Source organism: Nocardia sp. NPDC056000, from assembly GCF_042269265.1.
Taxonomy (GTDB): Bacteria; Actinomycetota; Actinomycetes; order Mycobacteriales; family Mycobacteriaceae; genus Nocardia.
On record NZ_JBHJXS010000012.1, the window covers coordinates 188191 to 208279 of the forward strand.

Here is a 20089-nt window from a genome sequence, read left to right on the forward strand (position 1 = left end):
ATATCGCAAAGGCTTTCGAGACACAGGAGCATAATGTCCGGCGACCGTTCACGTCCTTTTCCGCTCTCTGCCGCTCAGCAGGGAATCTGGTACGCGCAACAGTTGACCGGTTCGACACCCATTACCAATGCTCTGAATATCGATCTGTGCGGTGCGCTCGATATCGAATTGCTGATGACCTCGTTCTGGCGTGCGGCGGGCGAATGCGAAGCCGCACACCTGCGCATCATCGAGGCGGGCGGCGAGATATCACAGGTGGTGGATCGGCGGCTGGACGAGCCGATCCGATTGCTCGATATGCGGGCGGAGGCGGACCCGATCGCCGCCGCCCGGGAGTGGATGCGCGCGGAATACGGCAGTCCCGTTGATCTGCAACGGGATCGGCTCATCGCCACCGCCGTATTGCGCGTCGAGGACGACCGCTGGTTCTGGTACGTGCGCGCGCATCACATCGCCATGGACGGACTCGCGGCGATGACCCTGCTGACCCGCGTCGGTGAGCTGTACACCGCCGCGGTCGAGGGCCGCGAGCCCGCCCGGATGCGGGCTCGCGGACTGGCCGAGCTGGTGGCGGCCGACGAAGAGTACCGGGGCTCAACGCGTTTCGAGACCGACCGCGAGTTCTGGCGGGAACAGCTGCGGGGTCTGCCCGCACCCGTCAGCCTCGCGGGCCGGAGCGCGCAGGCCGACGCACATCCGATCTCGGTCCAGGGCGTACTGCCCGCGGGCACCCGCGATCTGCTCGACACGGTCGTCAAGTCGACCGCGACCAATCCCGCCGCGCTCATTCTGGCGGCCTTCGGAATCTTCCTCGGCCGCATGACCGACAGTGCCGATATCGTGCTGAGCCTGCCGGTGTCGGCCCGTGTCACCACGGCCGCGCTGCGTTCGGGTGGCATGCTGGCCAATACCGTGCCCTTCCGGGTGACGACCGGTGCGCGCTACACCGTGCGGGATGTGCTGAACGCCACCCAGCGACAGCTCATCGACGCATTGCGCCGGCAGCGCTACCGCCAGGAGGACATGTTTCGCGATATGGGGCGGCTGACACCGCAGACCCAGGTCTTCGGACCGTACGTGGATCTGATGCTGTTCGATACCGAGATCACCCTCGGCCCCCTCACCGGACACTGGCAGGTGCTGACCCCGGGCCTGGTCTCGGATCTGTCGGTGAGCGTCTATTCCGCGACGGGCCCCGGGGGCACCTGCGTGGACTTCGTCGCCAACCACGCGCTGTACACACCCGAGGACCTCGCCGGACATCACGCCAGGTTCCTGAACTTCTTCCACGAATTCCTGCGGGTGGCCGATACCGATCCGGCCGCGCTCGTGCGCGATATCGAGGTGCTCGCACCGGATGAGCGAAACCTGTTGCTGCGCGGGTGGAATGAGACCGACGCGCCGATCGATACGGCCGCCACACTGGTGGAAATGTTCGGCCGTCAAGCTGCGGCCACGCCCGACGGCATCGCGATTGTGGACGGCGATCGACGGATCACCTACCGGGAGCTGGACGCTCGGGCGCAACGGTTGACGGCGGCCCTCGCGGAATACGGCGCTGGCCCGGAAGGCATTGTCGCGGTGGCCCTTCCGAAGGGCATCGAACTGATCACCGCCATGCTCGCCATCCTGCGCACCGGTGCGGCCTATCTGCCCCTCGATCCGGCCTCGCCGCCGGAACGCCTCGGCTATATCCTCACCGACGCGCGACCAGCGCTCGTCATCGTCGACGACGGCACGGCCGGGGTGGTCGGCACCGCCGCCGTGCCCCGGCTGCGCATCGATCAACTGCCCGAGCAGGAGACCGTCGTCTCCCCGCTCGCACCGCGCCCGGACAATATCGCCTACGTCATCTACACCTCCGGCACCACCGGAAATCCCAAGGGCGTGGCCGTCACCCACGCCAACGCGGTGGCGCTCTTCGCGGGCACCGAGCCGTGGTGCGAATTCGGCCCCGATGATGTGTGGACCTGGTGCCACTCACAGGCTTTCGACTTCTCGGTGTGGGAGATCTGGGGCGCGCTACTGCACGGCGGCCGGGTGGTCGTGGTGCCCCGGGAGGTGGCGTACGCACCCGCCGAACTCTGGCGGTTGGTCGTCGATCAGGGCGTGACCGTTCTCAACCAAACCCCCTCGGCCTTCTACGCTTTGATCGAAGCCCAGCGGCTGGCCGACACCGATGACTCGGCACTGCGCATGGTCGTCTTCGGCGGTGAAGCGCTGGACCCCAGCCGTTTACGGCATTGGCGTCCGCTCTCCGGCCCGAACCCGCCGGCGCTGGTGAATATGTACGGCATCACCGAGACCACCGTGCACGTGACGAAACAGCCGCTGACCCCGGAGCAGTTGCGCGGCGAGCGCGGGGTGAGCCCGATCGGGACGCCGCTGGCGAATCTGCGCGTGTACGTGCTGGATTCGCTGCTGCGCCCGGTGCCGCCCGGCGTCGCGGGGGAGTTGTACGTGGCTGGCTATCAGGTCGGCCGGGGCTATCACGCCCGGCCCGGGCTGACGGCCGCGCGGTTCGTTGCCGATCCCGTCGACCCGACCGGCGGACGGCTCTATCGCAGTGGCGATATCGTGCGCTGGACCGCGGCGGGCGTCCTGGAATACCTGGGTCGCGTCGACGAACAGGTCAAGATCCGCGGCTTCCGCATCGAACTCGGGGAGATCGAGGCGACCCTGGCCGCCGAGGCGGCCGTGGCACAGGCGGTCGTCACCACCTATCTCGCCCCGGCGGCCACGCCCGACGCCGCACCGGACACGCAGCTGGTGGCGTATCTGGTCCCGGATCCGCGTTTCGCGCCGGTGGCGGCCAAATGCCTGGAGCTGCAACGCGATCGGACGATACCGGCGGAATGGCTGCACGAGCTGCCGAACGGTATGCCGATGGTGGGCCGCAATCGCTCGAATATCGAATTCCTGTATCAGGAGATCTTCGAACAGCAGGAGTACTGCCGCACCGGTATGAGCATTCCGGCCACCGGCTATATCGTCGATATCGGCGCGCACGTCGGCATGTTCTCGCTCTACGCCAAGCGCACCTCGCCCGCGGTTCAGATCTTCGCGGTCGAGCCGATGCCCGAACTGCGGCGCATGTACGCGGCCAATTCGGCGCTGCACGATCTCGATTCGACCCTGATCCCGTACGCGATCGGCGCGGAAGCCGCGACCGATACCTTCACCTACTACCCGGAGATGTCGGTGCTGTCCGGGCGCGGCACCGACAGCCGGGTACAGCATCAGATCCTGGAATCCTTCATACACAATGAATTCCAGGCCGAAAGTCAGGATCTGGGCGACGGCCTCGTCGATCAGCTGATCGCGGACCGCCTCGATTTCGAGCGCGTCGAGGTGCCCATCCGGACGCTGTCGCACATCATCGGCGAATACGGCATCCCACGCATCGATCTGCTCAAAATCGATGTGGAGGGCAGTGAACTCGACGCGCTGCGCGGTATCGAACCGCAGCACTGGCCGCTCATCGATCGCATGGTCATCGAGGTGCACGATGTCGAGGACCGGCTCGCCGCGGTGGAGAAGATACTGTGCGAGCACGGTTTCCGCGTGCAGGCGCAGGTGTCCCCGAATGTGATCGGCACCGATCTGCACATCGTCTACGCGACGCGCGGCACGGTCCAGCTGGGCTCGGCCCTGGACCCGGACGGAAAATCGGCGGATCTGCTGGCCCGGGACGAGAAGTGGAGTGCCCCTGGCCTGCTCGGCTCGCTCATGCGCGAGCGCCTGAGCGAGCGGCTGCCCGCATACCTGGTGCCCGATGTCGTCATGGTGCTGGACGCACTGCCGTTGACGGTGAACGGCAAGGTCGACAAGGCGGCGCTGCCGGAGCCGGTGGTGACGCGCGCGTGCTACCGGGCACCGGCCACGCCGGTGCAGCAGATCGTGGCCGAGGTATTCGCCGAGGTGCTCGGTATCGAGCAGATCGGTCTCGACGACGATTTCTTCACGCTCGGCGGTAATTCGCTGTCCGCCACCAGGTTGTCGGCCCGCCTGTCCGAGGGCGTCGGCGTCGCGGTGGCGGTGCGCGATGTCTTCGACGCCTCGGGCGTCGGCACGCTGGCCGAACTGCTGACCGCCCGGGTGCCCGAGGCGTGGCACCGGCCCGGAGGAGCGGGATTGCGGCGGCGCGAGCGGCCCGAGCGGGTGCCGCTGTCCTACGCACAGCAGCGCATGTGGTTCGTGAACCGATTCGCACCGGAATCGGTGGCGTACAGCATTCCCGCCGTGGTGCGCCTGCGCGGGGCGGTGGACACCGATGCGCTGGCCGCGGCGGTATGGGATCTGCTGGATCGGCACGAGGTGCTGCGGACCAGGTATCCGGATGTGGACGGGGTGCCGTTTCAGGTGGTGGTGCCGACGGCGGAAGTCGCCGCGCTGGCCGATCTGGATCTCACCCCGCTGCCGGTGCGCGCCGATGAGGTCGCGGCCGCGATCGATACCGTCGTCGCGTCGGGATTCGATGTCGCACAGCGGATTCCACTGCGGGTGCGGTTGCTGGCGATGGGGCCGCAGGAATTCGTGCTGCTGCTGGTCATGCATCACATCAACGCCGACGGTTTCTCCATGGCACCGCTCGCGCGTGATCTGGGAGTCGCCTATGCGGCGCATTGTGCCGGGCGGCAACCGGAATGGTCGCCGTTGCCGGTGCAATACGCGGATTACGCACTGTGGCAGCGTGATTCGCTGGGATCGCCGGACGATGCCGATTCGGTGCTGTCCCGGCAGCTCGGGTACTGGACGACCCAACTGCTGGACCTGCCCGAGGTACTCGAACTCCCGTCCGATCGACCGCGCCCCGCGATCGCCTCACATCGCGGGGCGAAGCATCATTTCATCGTCGACGCCGAGGTGACCGCCGGGCTGCGCACCCTGGTGCGGACGCGCGGGGTGACCGTCTTCATGGTGTTCCACGCCGCGCTGGCGGTGGTGCTGTCCCGGCTCTCGGGCAGTGCGGATATCGCGATCGGCTCACCGGTATCGGGACGCGGCGCGGCCGAATTGGACGATCTGATCGGCATGTTCGTCAATACCGTGGTGCTGCGCACCCGGGTGGACGAATCGATCTCCTTCACCGAATTCCTGGCCCGGGTGCGCGGTGTGGATCTGGACGCGTTCGCGCACGCCGACATCCCGTTCGAACAGGTGGTGGAGGCGCTCGACCCGCCGCGCAGTCAGGCGCAGCATCCGCTGTTCCAGGTCATGCTGGCCTTCCACAATCTGGATCAGGTGGAATTGGCGCTGCCGGAGCTGGCGGTGACCGCCACGGGGGCCGACACCGGTGTCGAACGCTTCGATCTGACCTTCACCATGACCGACGCCGCCGATCGGGACGGCACTCTCGCGGTCGAACTCGGCTATGCCACCGATCTTTTCGATGCGGGCACGATTATCGCGCTCGTCGATCGACTGCAACGGGTACTGCGCGCGGTCACCGCCGATCCGGCCGTCCTGGTGCGCGATATCGACACCCTCTCGGCGGTCGAGCAGCGCGTGCTGGTTCCCGAATGGGGGCTCGGGAATCGTTCCGCCGGTATCGATTCGGTGATGCTGCCGGTCCTGTTGGCGGCGGCGGTCGCCGCGAATCCGGCGGGTGTGGCGGTATGGGACGCGCAGTGCCAGATAACCTATCGAGATCTCGATGAGCGGTCGAATCGACTGGCTCGGTCACTGATCGCCCGGGGCGCGGGCCCGGAATCGGTGGTGGCGATCGGAGTGCCGCGATCCCTCGAATGGGTGCTGGCGGTCTGGGCCATCGCCAAGACCGGCGCGGCCTTCGTATCGGTGGATCCCGCACATCCCCTGGATCGGAATCAGTACGTCTGCGCCGACTCTCGGGCGCGCATCGGGATCACCGTTGTCGTACAGCGTGATTCGATGCCCGGTGCGGACACTTCATGGCTGGTGCTCGACGATCCGATCGTGCGGGCCGAGCTGGACGGATGTTCGAGCGGTGCGGTGACCGATGCGGATCGGCTTGCGACGCCGCGCATGAGCACCACCGCCTATGTCATCTACACCTCGGGCACCACCGGTCGCCCCAAGGGCGTCGAAGTCACCCATGCCGGATTGGCCGCGCTGGTGGCCGATCACATGCGGCGCTGTGCCGTCGACGCGGACTCGCGGGTGCTGGGTGTCGCCGCGCGGACCTTCGATGCCGCGATTCTGGAAGTGCTGCTGGCCGTATCCGGTGCGGGCGCGCTGGTGCTGGCCCCGCCGGATGTCTATGGCGGGCAACCGCTGTGGGAGTTGCTGCGCGACCTCGATATCACCCATGCCTTCCTGACACCCGCCGTGGCTTTGTCACTCGACCCGGCCGGACTCGATCGGCTGCGGGTGCTGGCGACCGGCGGCGATCAGTGTGGCCCGCAGGTGGTTTCACGCTGGTCCGGTACCGATGCCGCGGGGCTGCGACAGGTGCACAACCTGTACGGTCCGGCCGAGGCGACGATCTGGGCGACCGGTGCGGAACTCGTGCCGGAACGGCCCGTCACCCTGGGTTCGCCCATCGCCGGAATGGGCACGGTGGTGCTGGATGCCTGGTTGCGGCCGGTTCCGGCGGGCGTGATCGGTGAACTGTACATCTCGGGTTCCGGTGTGGCACGGGGCTATCGGGATCGGACGGCGCTGACGGCGGCGAGTTTCGTGGCGGACCCGTTCGCGGTGGGCGGCCGGATGTATCGGTCCGGAGATCTGGTGCGCTGGTCCCGTGAGCGCGAATCCGATTCGGGCACGGGCGTGCTGGAGTTCATCGGCCGTGCCGACCTCCAGGTCAAGGTGCGCGGGCAGCGACTGGAGCTGGGCGAGGTCGAAGCCGCGCTTACCGGCCTGCCGGACATCGCCCAGGCCGTCGTCGTCGTGCACGATCCGGAGGATGGCAGCGGTGTCCGGTTGGCGGGATATGTGGTGCCCGCCAATGGTTGTGATATCGATCCGGCGCGGGTTCGCGAGCTGCTGGGTGAGCGCCTGCCCGGATACATGGTGCCCGAGGTGGTGACCGTGCTCGTGGAACTGCCGTTGACCGGCAGCGGCAAGGTCGACCGGCGCGCCCTGCCGGAACCGGTGTTCACGGTGCGGGAGTTCCGCGCGCCCTCCTCACGCACCGAGGAACTGGTGGCGGGAGTGTTCGCTGAAGTGTTGGGTCTCGACCGGGTGGGCGTGGACGATGATTTCTTCGCGCTCGGCGGCGATTCGATCGTCTCGATTCAGGTGGTGGCCAAGGCCCGTGCGCTGGGCGTGGTGTTCGGTCCGCGCGATGTCTTCGACCGGCGGACCGCCGCGCAACTGGCCGTGATCGCCCGGCTCACCGATCCGGATGCGAGCGAGGCGGCACATGAACCGGCCGACGGCGGCGTCGGAATGGTGCCGCTATTGCCGGTGGCGCAGTGGATGGTGGAGTGGGGCAGGGGTTTCGAGCGCTTCGACCAGCACGTGGTGTTGCGACTCCCGTCCGGGGTGACCGAGGCGGCGCTGATCACGGCGATACAGGCGCTGCTCGATCGGCACGATATGTTGCGGTCCCGGCTGCGGCGAGATGATGGCGGCGCGTGGTCGCTGGACGTGGCACGGCCCGGCAGCGTGGCGGCGGCCGAGGTGCTGCGACGGCATCGGCTCGAGGTCGATGCCGATATCGATGCGGCGGGCACGGACGCGTGGAAATCCGCTGTGCGCGAACTGAATCCGTTCGACGGGGCAATGGTGCGGTTCGTCTGGCTCGACGCCGGTGCCGATATTCCGGGCAGGTTGGCCGTGGCCGCGCACCACCTGGTGGTCGACGGCGTGTCCTGGCGCGTGCTCGCGCCGGATCTGCTGTCGGCGCTGGAGCAGGCCGAAAACGGCGTGGACACACCCGTACTTGCCCCGGTCGGCACCTCCGTGCGCCGTTGGTCGCGGGAACTCACCGCGGCGGCCGTCGAACCCGCACGCGTGGCCGAGTTGGCGCTGTGGCAGCGCATGGTCGGCGGTGCTGATCCGCTGTGGGGCGGGCGTGAGCTGGACCCGGACATCGACACCGCCGCAACGCTGGAACAGATCGGCGTATGCCTGCCGGAGTCGGTGACGCGAGCACTGCTGGCCCGGGTCCCGGCGGTCTTCCACGGCCGCGCCGAGGACGGACTGCTTGCCGGACTCGCTGTCGCGGTGCGTATGTGGCGCGCCCGGCGCGGTATCGAGGCTTCCTCGGTGCTGGTACGACTGGAGGGACACGGTCGCGAGGAACAGTTGGTCCCGGGTGCGGACCTCTCGCGCACGGTGGGCTGGTTCACCAGTATGTTCCCGGTCCGCTTCGATCTGTCCGGTATCGATGTCGAGGGAGTGCTCGCCGGTCGCACGCCGGTGGCGGCTGCGGTGCGAGCGATCAAGGAGACGCTGAACTCGCTCCCGGACAAGGGAATCGGTTACGGCTTGCTGCGCTATCGCAATGCCGATACCGCCGCTCAGCTGCCCGACAGCATGCCGGGCCGAATTGGTTTCAACTATCTGGGGCGGGTATCGGGCACCGAGGTCGGTGTCGAGATGGGCGAGCAGGACGCTGAGCTCGATCCCGAATTGCCGGTGACGGTGGCCCTGGATATCAGCGCGATCGTCATCGAGGATCGGTTGCGGGCCAGTGTGCGGTTCCCGCGCACTCTGCTCGATCGCGCCGAGGTGGAGGAACTGGTCGAGCTCTGGTCACAAGCGCTGACCGCGATCGCCGAGCATGCCGAAACACCCGGCGCGGGTGGACATTCCCCGTCCGACTTCGCTCTTGTCGAACTGACCCAGACCGATGTGACCGCGCTCGAACACGCCTACCCATCCCTGACCGATGTGTGGCCGGTGACCGCATTGCAGGACGGACTGCTGTTCCATACGCAGCTGTCCGGAGCCGACAATTCGGCGGATACCTATGTCGCGCAACTGGTTCTGCGCATGACCGGCGATCTGGACGCGGATCGGCTGCACGCGGCCGCCCGGGATCTCATGGAGCGGCACCGGGTGCTGCGGACCGCGTTCACCACCACCGAGAGCGGCATGAGCACCGCGGTGGTGTGCGAGGGCATCGAATTGCCTTGGCAGGTAGTCGATCTCACCGGCCACGACGATCCGGCGCGAGCACTGGCAGAACTAGCCGCCACCGACAAGGCTCGCCGCTTCGACCCGGCGCGACCGCCGCTGCTGCGCTTCACCGTGGCAGAACTGGGCAGTGATCAGTGGGCGTTGATCCTGACCAACCATCACCTGATTCTCGACGGCTGGTCCTACCCGCTGCTGGTCACGGACCTGTTCACCCGCTACGGCGGCGGTTCGGTCCCGACGCCCGGATCGTATCGAGATTTCCTGTCGTGGTGGGCGACTCGTGATCGCGAAGCGGGCCTGGCGGCCTGGGCACAGGCCCTCGGCGGCGTCGAACCGACCCTGGTCGCCGACCGGCCCGGTACCGGCGCGGTCATGCAGGAATGGCTGGAGATCGACGCGGCGGGCGCACAGGATCTCGCGGCGGCCGCCGCCGTCGCCGGTGTCACGGTGAGCACGGTGCTGCAATCGGCCTGGGCCATGGTGCTGGCGGGGTTGAGCGGCCGGACCGATGTCGTCTTCGGTATGACGGTATCCGGTCGTCCCGCCGAACTGCCCGCCGCCGATCGCACCATCGGCCTGTTCGTGAACACCATTCCGGCCCGCGTGCGCATGCGGCCGAACGAGACCGCCGCTGGGCTCTGGACGCGACTGCATCGCGAACAGGCGGCGCTGCTGGATCACCATCACATCGCGCTCCCCGATATCCACGCGCTGCACCGCACCGACGGACTGTTCGACACCGTCATGGTCGTCGAGTCCTATCCCCTTGATATGCGGCATATTCGGGGGATCGCCGGGGGTGGCGGCCTCGAGGTCACGGGCGTGGACGCGACCGATTCCACGCACTACCCGCTGACCTGCAGTGTCACCATTCAGGACGGTCTGCGGTTCCGCCTGCAATACCGCTCCGATGTCTTCGATCCGGCCGCCGTCACGGCGGTGGCCGAACGCCTGCGCGCGATCGTGCGCGCGATGAGCGTCGATCCATCGATCCCGGTGCGCGAGGTCGGTGCGCTGTCCGGCTCCGAATGCCGTCGCCTGCTCGAGCGTGGGCGGGGTGATTCCGGTGCGACCGCCATGACCCTGCCGGAGGTGCTCGCCGCGGCCGTGGCGAACACTCCCGAGGGCATAGCGGTGGTGGACGGGGCGCGCCGGATCGGTTATCGCGAACTCGACGAGCGTTCGAATCGGCTGGCGCGGCAGCTCATCGCGCAGGGTGTCGGTGCGGAAACGGTTGTTGCGGTAGGTGTTCCACGATCGCTGGAGTGGGTGATCGCGGTATGGGCGATCGCTAAGACCGGCGCGGCATTCCTGTCCCTCGACCCGGCGCATCCGATCGAGCGCAATAGCTTCATGTGCGCGGATTCCATTGTCCGCCTGGGCCTCACCACGTCCGAGCACGCGGCACGGCTGCCGCGCGCGGAGTTGTCCTGGCTGGTGGTCGACGATCCCGAGGTCGCCGCGAATATCGAACGGCGCGCGAGCGATTCGGTGACCGACGCCGATCGGCGCGCACCAGTGCGGCTGGCGAGCACCGCCTATGTCGTCTACACCTCCGGATCGACGGGCCGTCCGAAGGGCGTGCAGGTCACCCATGCCGGGCTGGCGGGTGTGTGCGGTGCACAGCGGCGGCGTTTCGCGGTGCGTCCGGATTCCCGGGTGCTGAGTGTGGCGGCTCGCACCTTCGACGCGGCGGTGTTCGAACTGCTGCTGTCGGTATCGGGTTGTGCCGCACTGGTTATCGCGCCACCTGATGTGTTCGGCGCGGAACCCCTCACCGAACTGCTGCGGGAGCAGCGCATCACCCACGCGGTACTCACCCCGAGCGTTGCGGCCGGGCTGGATCCGGCGGGCCTGGATGAGCTGGCGGTGCTGATCGCCGCCGGTGAAAGCTGCCCGCCCGCATTGGTTTCGCGGTGGTCGCGCACCGATCGCGCGGGCCATCGCCGGGTGCACAATCTGTACGGCCCCGCGGAGGCGACCATCTGGGTGACCGGCAGCCCGGACCTGCGCGCGGGTGATCCCGTCACCATGGGATCGGCCATCGACGGTATGGGCGCGGTGGTATTGGATTCGTGGCTGCGCCCGGTCCCGGCCGGTGTCGAGGGTGAGCTGTATGTCTCGGGTTCCGGTGTGGCACGGGGTTATCGGGGCCGCGCCGAACTCACGGCGGCGCGGTTCGTGGCCGATCCGTTCGGCGAACGGGGGGATCGGCTGTACCGGACCGGTGACCTCGTGCGCTGGGTGCGCGGCGAACACTCCGAATTCGATGGTGAGCCGGGCGTATTGGAGTTCGTCGGCCGCGCCGACTTCCAGGTGAAGGTGCGCGGACAGCGGCTGGAACAGGGAGAGGTCGAAGCCGCGCTGACCGATCTGGCGGGTATCGCGCAGGCGGTGGTCGTGGTCCACGGACACGATGCCGCGGCGCGCCTGGCGGGATATGTCGTGGCCGAGTCCGGCCGGGTCGCGGATCCGGCCGGAATTCGGCGGGCGCTGAGCGACCGGTTGCCTGGATTCATGGTGCCGGACGTAGTCACCGTGCTGGACGCGCTGCCGGTGACCATGAACGGCAAGGTGGATAAGGCGGCACTGCCGGACCCGGTATTCCCGCGTGCGTCCTATCGCGCCCCCGCGACGGTGCTCGAACAGATCGTCGCCGGTGTCTGCACCGAATTGCTCGGCATCGATCGGACCGGGCTCGATGACGATTTCTTCGCGCTAGGCGGCAATTCGCTTGCGGCTACGCGTTTGTCGGCGCGCCTCGCGGCGGCTACGGGCGTCCCGGTGACCGTGCGTGATGTGTTCACCGCCCCGGTGGTGGGTGAACTGGCCGCACTGCTGGCGGCACGGGAATCGGGCGCGGACGGCGTGCGGCTGCGGCCGTGGGCGCGCCCGGAACGGGTGCCGCTGTCGTTCGCTCAGCGGCGCATGTGGTTCGTGAACCGATTCGCACCCGAATCCGCGGCGTACAGCATTCCGCTGGTGCTGCGACTGTCCGGCGCGCTGGACGTGACGGCGCTGACGGCCGCCATCGGGGATGTGCTCACCCGCCACGAAGTTCTGCGCACCCGGTACCCGGATGTGGACGGCGTACCGCATCAGGTCGTGGTGCCGGTCGCCGACATGGCGGACGCGGTGGATGTGGATCTGACCCCGCGACCGGTCGCGGAACACGAGTTGGCCACCGCTATCGATGCCGTCGTCTCGGCGGGATTCGATGTGGCGCAGCGGATTCCGTTGCGCTGCCGCCTGCTGACGGCCGGACCGGAAGAGTTCGCACTGGTGCTGGTGGTGCACCACATCAGCGCCGACGGCTTCTCGATGGCCCCGCTGGCGCGGGATCTGGCCGCGGCCTACAGCGCCAGGTCCGCTGGGCGGCAACCGGATTGGGTCGCATTGCCGGTGCAGTACGCGGATTACGCGCTGTGGCAGCGAGAGTTGCTGGGATCGCAGGATGATCCGGCATCGCTGGTGTCCCGTGAGCTCGGCTACTGGACCGCGCAGCTGCGGGACCTGCCCGAGGTGCTCGAACTGCCGGTGGATCGGGCGCGCCCGGCGGTCGCCTCGCATCGCGGTGCGGCATACGGTTTCACGCTGGATCCCGAGATCGTCGCCGGACTGCACGGTATCGCCCGCGCCCAGGGCGCGACGGTGTTCATGGTCTTCCACACCGCACTGGCGATCGTGCTGTCGCGTGCGGCGAACAGCACCGATATCGCGATCGGCACACCGGTCGCCGGACGCGGTTCGGCACTGCTGGACGATCTGGTCGGCATGTTCGTCAATACCGTCGTGCTTCGGACCGGCATCGACGAAGCGCTGTCGTTCACCGAATCGCTCGCGCGCGTTCGAGGCGTGGATCTGGATGCCTTCGCGCACGCGGAGATTCCCTTCGAGCAGGTGGTCGAGGCGCTTGATCCGGTGCGCAGTCAGGCGCACAACCCGCTGTTCCAGGTCATGCTCGCCTTCCACGATCTCGATCCCGACGCCCTTACCCTGCCCGGCCTCGAGGTGACGCCGTCCGGTGCGGAAACCGGTGTCGAACGATTCGATCTGACCGTGACCCTGACCGATGCGCCCGATGGTAATGGGGCGATCCCGGTCCATATCAGCTATGCCACCGATCTTTTCGACTCCGGGACGATCGTGACGTTCGCGGATCGACTGCACCGAATACTCCGCGCGATCACCACCGATCCCGGCGTCATCGTGCGCGAGATCGACACCCTCTCGACCGCCGAACGCACACTGCTGCTGCGGGATTGGGGCGGCGAGGGTGTAGTCGAGCTCGGTGGCGTCACCGGTCCGGTGCCGCTGCCGACCTTGCTGACGGCTGCGGTTGCCGCGAATCCCGAGGGTTACGCGGTCATCGACGGTGAACGCCGGATCTCGTACCGCGAGCTGGACGAGCAGTCGAATCAATTGGCCCGCTACCTGATCGGGCGTGGCGCCGGACCGGAGTCCGTGCTCGCGGTCGCACTGCCGCGCTCCCTGGAATGGGTGCTCGCGGTATGGGCGGTCAGCAAGACCGGAGCGGCATTCCTGTCCCTCGATCCCGCACACCCGGCCGACCGGAATAGTTTCATGTGCGCCGATTCCGGTGTATTGGAAGGGATTACGCTCGTCGACCGCACGGGGACCCTGCCCCGGGACGGTGTGACGTGGCTGCTCCTCGACGACCCCACCTTCATCGCGTACGTCCGGCAGCACCCGAAAACCCCGGTGACCGACGCGGATCGCCGTGGCGCGCTGCGGGTGGGCACTACCGCCTACATCGTCTATACCTCCGGCTCCACCGGACAGCCCAAGGGCGTCGAGACGACCCATGCCGGGCTGGCCGCCGTGGCTGCCGCGCAATCGCGGCAGTACCGGGTCGAGGCCGATTCGCGGGTATTGGCCGTCGCCGCACGCACTTTCGACGCCGCCCTGCTCGAATTCCTGCTCGTGGTCCCGGCGGGCGCCGCACTCGTCATCGCACCGGACGACAGTTATGGCGGCCCGCTGCTGGCCCGGCTGATGCGAGAACAACACATCACACACGCGTTCCTCACGCCCGCCGTGGCCGCATCGGTCGATCCGGACGGGTTGGATGCGCTGCGCATTCTCACCGTCGGCGGTGAACGCTTCGCATCGTCGCTGGTGTCGCGCTGGTCCCGGACCGACGCCGCGGGTGCGCGCGAATTCTTCAATACCTACGGTCCTTCCGAAGCCACCATCCTCACCATGATCAGCCGCGAACTGCGGGCCGGCGAGCCGATCACCCTGGGGTCGGGTATCGACGGAATCCGCGCACGGGTGCTCGACGCGTGGCTGCGCCCCGTCCCGGTGGGCGTGGTGGGTGAGCTGTACGTATCGGGCGACGGTGTGGCGCGCGGATATCGCGGCCGGGCCGGATTGACCGCCGGTCGATTCGTCGCCGATCCCTTCGGTGCGGCGGGCGGACGGCTGTACCGCACCGGTGACCTGGTGCGCTGGACCATCGACGGGTCCGGCACCGGCGCAGGCGTTCTGGAGTTCGTCGGCCGCGCCGACTTCCAGGTGAAGGTGCGCGGGCAGCGATTGGAATTGGGCGAGGTGGAGGCCGCGCTCTGTGCGGTCGACGGCGTCGCGCAGGCGGTCGTCCTGGTGCACACCGCCGGTGCCGACGATTCCGCCGGTGCTCGTTTGGCGGCGTATGTGGTCGCCGCCGCGGGCCGGACGGTCGATCCGACGGGGATCGTTCAGGCGGTCGGTGAGCGGCTGCCGGGGTACATGGTGCCCGATGTGGTGACGGTGCTCGATGAGCTGCCGTTGACCGCCAGCGGTAAGGCCGATCGACGGGCCCTGCCGGAACCGGTGTTCCCGGAACGCGAATTCCGCGCGCCCTCCTCACGGGCCGAGGAGCTGGTGGCCGGGGTCTTCGCCGAGGTGCTGGGCCTCGCACGGGTCGGCGCGGACGATGATTTCTTCGCGCTCGGCGGCGATTCGATCGTCTCGATTCAGGTGGTGGCCAAGACGCGTGCGCTGGGCGTGGTGTTCGGGCCGCGCGATGTGTTCGAACAGCGCACCGCCGCGCGACTGGCCGCCATCGCGTCGAGCGCCGAAGCACTCGACCGCCTGGCCGAACTGCCGGGTGCGGGCACGGGGGAACTCCCGCTGCTGCCCGTTGCCCGGTGGATGGCCGAGTGGGGCACCGGGTTCGATCGTTTCGAACAGCATGTGGTGCTGCGTTTGCCCGCCGGTGTGGACGAGGCGGCGCTGAACGTCGCGGCCGCTGCACTGCTGGATCGGCACGACATGCTGCGTTCGCGCCTGCTGCGCGGTGACGACGAATGGTCGATGATCGTACGCCCGGCGGGCAGCGTGCTCCCCGCAGTGCATCGGCAGGTGATCGACCCCGGTACGGACGTGACGGCAGCCGCTGCCGCACAGCTGGATTCGGCAGTGAACCGCCTGAATCCGTCGGATGGCACGATGACGCAGTTCGTCTGGCTCGAACCCGCTGATGGCGCACCTGGCTGGCTGATACTGGTCGCACATCACCTGGTGGTCGACGGCGTCTCCTGGCGAATACTGCTGCCGGACTTCGTATCAGCGCTCGAACAGGCCGTATCGGGTGCGGTCCCGGAACTGCCGCCGGTGGGCACCTCGATGCGCCGCTGGGCGCACGCGCTGGCCGATGCGGCGATCGAACCCGCGCGCGTGCGTGAGCTCGAACTCTGGCAGCGCATGGCCGTCGGCCCGGACCCGTACTGGGGTGGGCGCGAACTGGATCCGGCCATCGATACCGCCGCGACCCTCGAACAGCTCGAGGTGCGCCTGCCGGAATCGGCCACGCGCACACTGCTTTCCCGGGTTCCGGCGATATTCCACGGCGGGGTGAACGACGGCCTGCTCGCGGGTTTGGCGGTGGCCGTGCGGATGTGGCGGTCCCGGCGCGGTATCGACGAACCGTCGGTGCTGGTGCGATTGGAGGGCCACGGCCGCGAGGAAGGACTCGCCCCCGGCGCGGACCTCTCGCGCACGGTGGGCTGGTTCACCTCCATGTTCCCGGTGCGGTTCGATCTGTCCGATATCGACGCCGATGCCGTGGCGGCGGGTGATGCGGCCGTATCCGCGGCCGTACTGGCGGTGAAGGAGTCCCTGAACTCGCTGCCGGACAAGGGAATCGGCTACGGACTGCTGCGGTACCTCAATCCCGAGACCGCGGCCCTGCTGCCGGATGCCATGCCCGGGCGGATCGGGTTCAACTACCTCGGGCAGATCGGCGCGGCCGATACCGACGGTATGGGCGGCGTGCACGGCGGGCTCGGTGAGCTGACCGCCGCGCCCGATCCGGAGATGCCGGTGACGGTCGCGGTGGACATCTCCGCCATCGTGGTCGAGGACGGTCTGCGCGCGAGCTTCCGCTACCCGGGCACCCTGCTCGCGGCGGATGAGGTGCGCGAACTGGCCGAGCTGTGGACGCGGGTGCTGACCGCGATCGCCGCGCACGCCGAAACCCCCGGCGCGGGTGGGCATTCGCCCTCGGACTTCGGCGCGGTCGAGGTGACCCAGTCCGAGGTCATCGCCCTCGAACGCGCGTATCCGGCCCTGTCCGATGTATGGCCGGTGACCCCGTTGCAGGCGGGACTGCTCTTCCACGCGCAGCTCGCCGATGCGCACGCCGAGACCGATGCCTATGTCGCGCAATTGATTCTGCATCTGTCCGGCGATCTCGATCTCGAACGGCTCCGGACGGCCGCGACTGCGGTACTGCGACGGCACGACGGTCTGCGCACCGGTTTCACCGCCGTCGGCGGCACGAATATCGCGGTGGTCTGCGACGATCTCGAATTGCCTTGGGAGGTAGTCGATCTCAGGCGGTACGCCGAATCCGAGCGGGCGCTCGACGAATTGGCGGCCCGGGAGCAGGCGCGCCCCTTCGACCTCGAGGCGCCGCCGCTGCTCCGATTGACCGTGGCGCGATTGACCGCGGTGCACTGGGCGCTGATCCTGACCAACCATCACGTCATCCTCGACGGCTGGTCGTATCCGCTGCTGGTGACCGAATTGCTGGCCACCTACATGGGCGAGGCCCCGGCCGTCCCGGCCGGATCGTATCGAGACTTCTTGGCGTGGTTGGCAACTCGTGATCGCGACGCCGCACTGGACGCCTGGGGCGCATCGCTCGAGGATGTCGAACCGACGCTCATCGCCGGGACCTCCGGACCGGGCGGCGATGCGGCGGCGGTGGCGGATCAGTCCTTCACCATCGAGAGCGCCGCAACCCAGGAACTGGCCGCTGCCGCAGCGACCGCCGGGGTGACGGTCAATACCGTGCTGCAATCGGCCTGGGCCATCATGCTGGCCGGGCTCACCGGCCGCACCGATATCGTCTTCGGCGCGACCGTATCCGGGCGGCCCGGTGAACTCCCGGCCGCCGATCGCACCATCGGCCTGTTCATCAATACGATTCCGACCCGGGTGCGGCTGGCCCCGGCCGAGACCGTCGCCGAACTCTGGGCGCGCATCCACACCGAACAGGCGGCCCTGCTGGACCACCATCACCTCGGGCTGCGCGAAATCCACACGCGCACAGGGCATGACAGTCTGTTCGACACCATCATGGTGCTCGAGTCCTACCCCGTCGATATGCGCGATATCGAACACGCGGCCGGTCACGGCAACCTCGAACTCCTCGGGGTGACCGCGGCGGATTCCACGCACTATCCGCTGACCTGCACCGCGGTGCTCCAGGACACCCTGCGCATCCGGCTGCAATACCGCCCGGAACTGTTCGACGCGGCCACCATCGCGGTCTTCGCCGAACGACTGCGCGAGGTGCTGCGGGTGATCGCGAGCGCTCCCGGCACCGCCGTGCGCGAGGTCGGAACCCTGCCCGCACCGCAGCGACAGCGGCTGCTGTACGAGTGGGGCCGCAATGACCTGGCCGATCTCGACCTCGCCATGCTCGAGGACGGCGAAATGATCTCCGGCGGACGGACACTGCCCGGTGTGCTGGCCGCCGCGGTGGCCGCGAACCCGGAGGGCGACGCGGTGGTCGACGGTGTCCGGCGCATGTCCTATCGGAAGCTCGATGCCGATTCGAATCGACTGGCGCGCCTGCTGATCGAACGCGGCGTCGGTGTCGAATCCGTCGTCGCCGTGGGCGTGCCACGCTCGCTGGAGTGGGTGCTCGCGGTATGGGCGGTCGCCAAGACCGGGGCGGCCTTCGTCTCGGTGGATCCGGCGCATCCGCTGGAGCGCAATCACTACCTGTGCGCGGATTCCGTTGCGCGGCTCGGTATTACGACCGAGGCGCAGGGCGAGGGACTGCCCTGGGAGGATCTGCCGTGGCTGGTGCTGGACGATCCGGCCGTGACCCTGCGCATGCGGCGGCTTTCGCACGACCCGGTGACCGATACGGTGCCGCGCGCGAGCAATACCGCGTACGTCGTCTACACCTCCGGGTCTACCGGTCGCCCCAAGGGCGTCGAGGTGACCCATGCCGGGCTGGCGGCATTGCTGGCCGATCATGTGCATCGCTGCCGGGTCGATGCGGACTCGCGAGTGCTGGGTGTGGCGGCGCGGACCTTCGACGCCGCGATTCTCGAATTGCTGCTGGCTGCGTCCGGTGGCGGAGCCCTGGTGCTGGCTCCGGCGGATGTGTATGGCGGGCAACCACTGTGGGAGCTGCTCCGCGATCAGCGGATCACACACGCGTTCCTCACGCCGTCGGTGGCGCTGTCGCTGGAGCCGTCCGGACTCGACGCGCTGCGAGTGGTGCTGACCGGCGGTGATCGCTGTGGGCCGCAACTGGTGTCGCGCTGGTCCGGTGTGGGCGGGCGCGCACTGCACAACCTGTACGGTCCGGCCGAGGCGACCATCTGGGCGACCGCCGCCGAACTGCTGCCCGGTCGTCCCGTGGTGATCGGCACCCCGATCGCCGGTGCCGGGGTGGCGGTGCTCGACGCGTGGCTGCGCGCGGTTCCACCGGGTGTGGCGGGTGAGCTGTATGTCTCGGGTTCCGGTGTGGCGCGGGGTTATCGGGGCCGGTCGGCGTTGACCGCCACCCGATTCGTGGCCGATCCGTTCGGTGGACCGGGGGATCGGCTCTACCGGACCGGCGATATGGTGCGCTGGGTACCGGGCGAATCCGGTTCGGGCACCGGCGTATTGGAGTTCATCGGCCGCGCGGACTTCCAGGTTAAGGTGCGCGGGCAGCGGCTGGAGCCGGGGGAGGTAGAAGCGGCCCTGACCGCCGTCGATGGCATCGACCAAGCCGTCGTGACCGTCCATACCTCCGAGACCGGAGGTGCGCGACTGGTCGCGTACGTGGTCGCCGAGGCGGGCCGGACGGCCGATCCGGCGCGGGTGCGCGAATCGGTCGCCGTGCGCCTGCCCGGGTACATGGTGCCCGATCTGGTGCTCGTACTGCCCGAACTGCCGTTGACCGTGAGCGGCAAGATCGATCGGCGGGCGCTGCCGGAACCGGTCTTCCCCGAGCGGGAATTCCGTTTGCCCGCAACACCGTTCGAACGGGTCGTCACCGAGGCGTTCACCGCGGTGCTCGGCCTGGAACGGGTGGGCGTGGACGACGACTTCTTCGCGCTCGGCGGCGATTCGATCATCTCCATCCAGGTCGTGGCCAAGGCGCGGGCGCTCGGGGTGGTCTTCGGACCGCGCGATGTCTTCGAACAGCGCACCGCCGCGCGTTTGGCGGCGATCGCCCAGGCCGTCGACGCGGACGGGTCCGGGACGGTGCCGGAACTGGCGGGTGGCGGGGTCGGCGATCAGCCGCTACTGCCGGTGGCGCGCTGGATGGTGGAGTGGGGTAAGGGATTCCGCACCTTCGAACAGCATGTGGTGTTGCGACTCCCGGCCGATATGGACGAGACCGGACTGACGGCGTGCGTGGCGGCACTGCTGGACCGGCACGACATGCTGCGATCGCGACTCGAGGGCACCGGTGATACCGCGTCGCTGGTGGTGACGCCGCCGGGCAGTGTGGACGCCGCGGCGGCACTGCATCGCGTGGTGATCGCCGCTGACGCCG

At 68.4% G+C, this 20089-nt stretch carries 1 protein-coding gene (cut by a window edge); it reads left to right on the forward strand.

The annotated features are described in order from the left end of the window. A protein-coding gene (locus ACFC4D_RS32605) for a non-ribosomal peptide synthase/polyketide synthase (RefSeq protein ID WP_376069128.1) crosses the window boundary here: on the forward strand, positions 1-20089 show its 5' portion. The gene runs 8327 nt beyond the window's last position; only the first 20089 of its 28416 coding nucleotides appear in the window; the start codon lies at positions 1-3; its stop codon lies beyond the right edge, outside the window.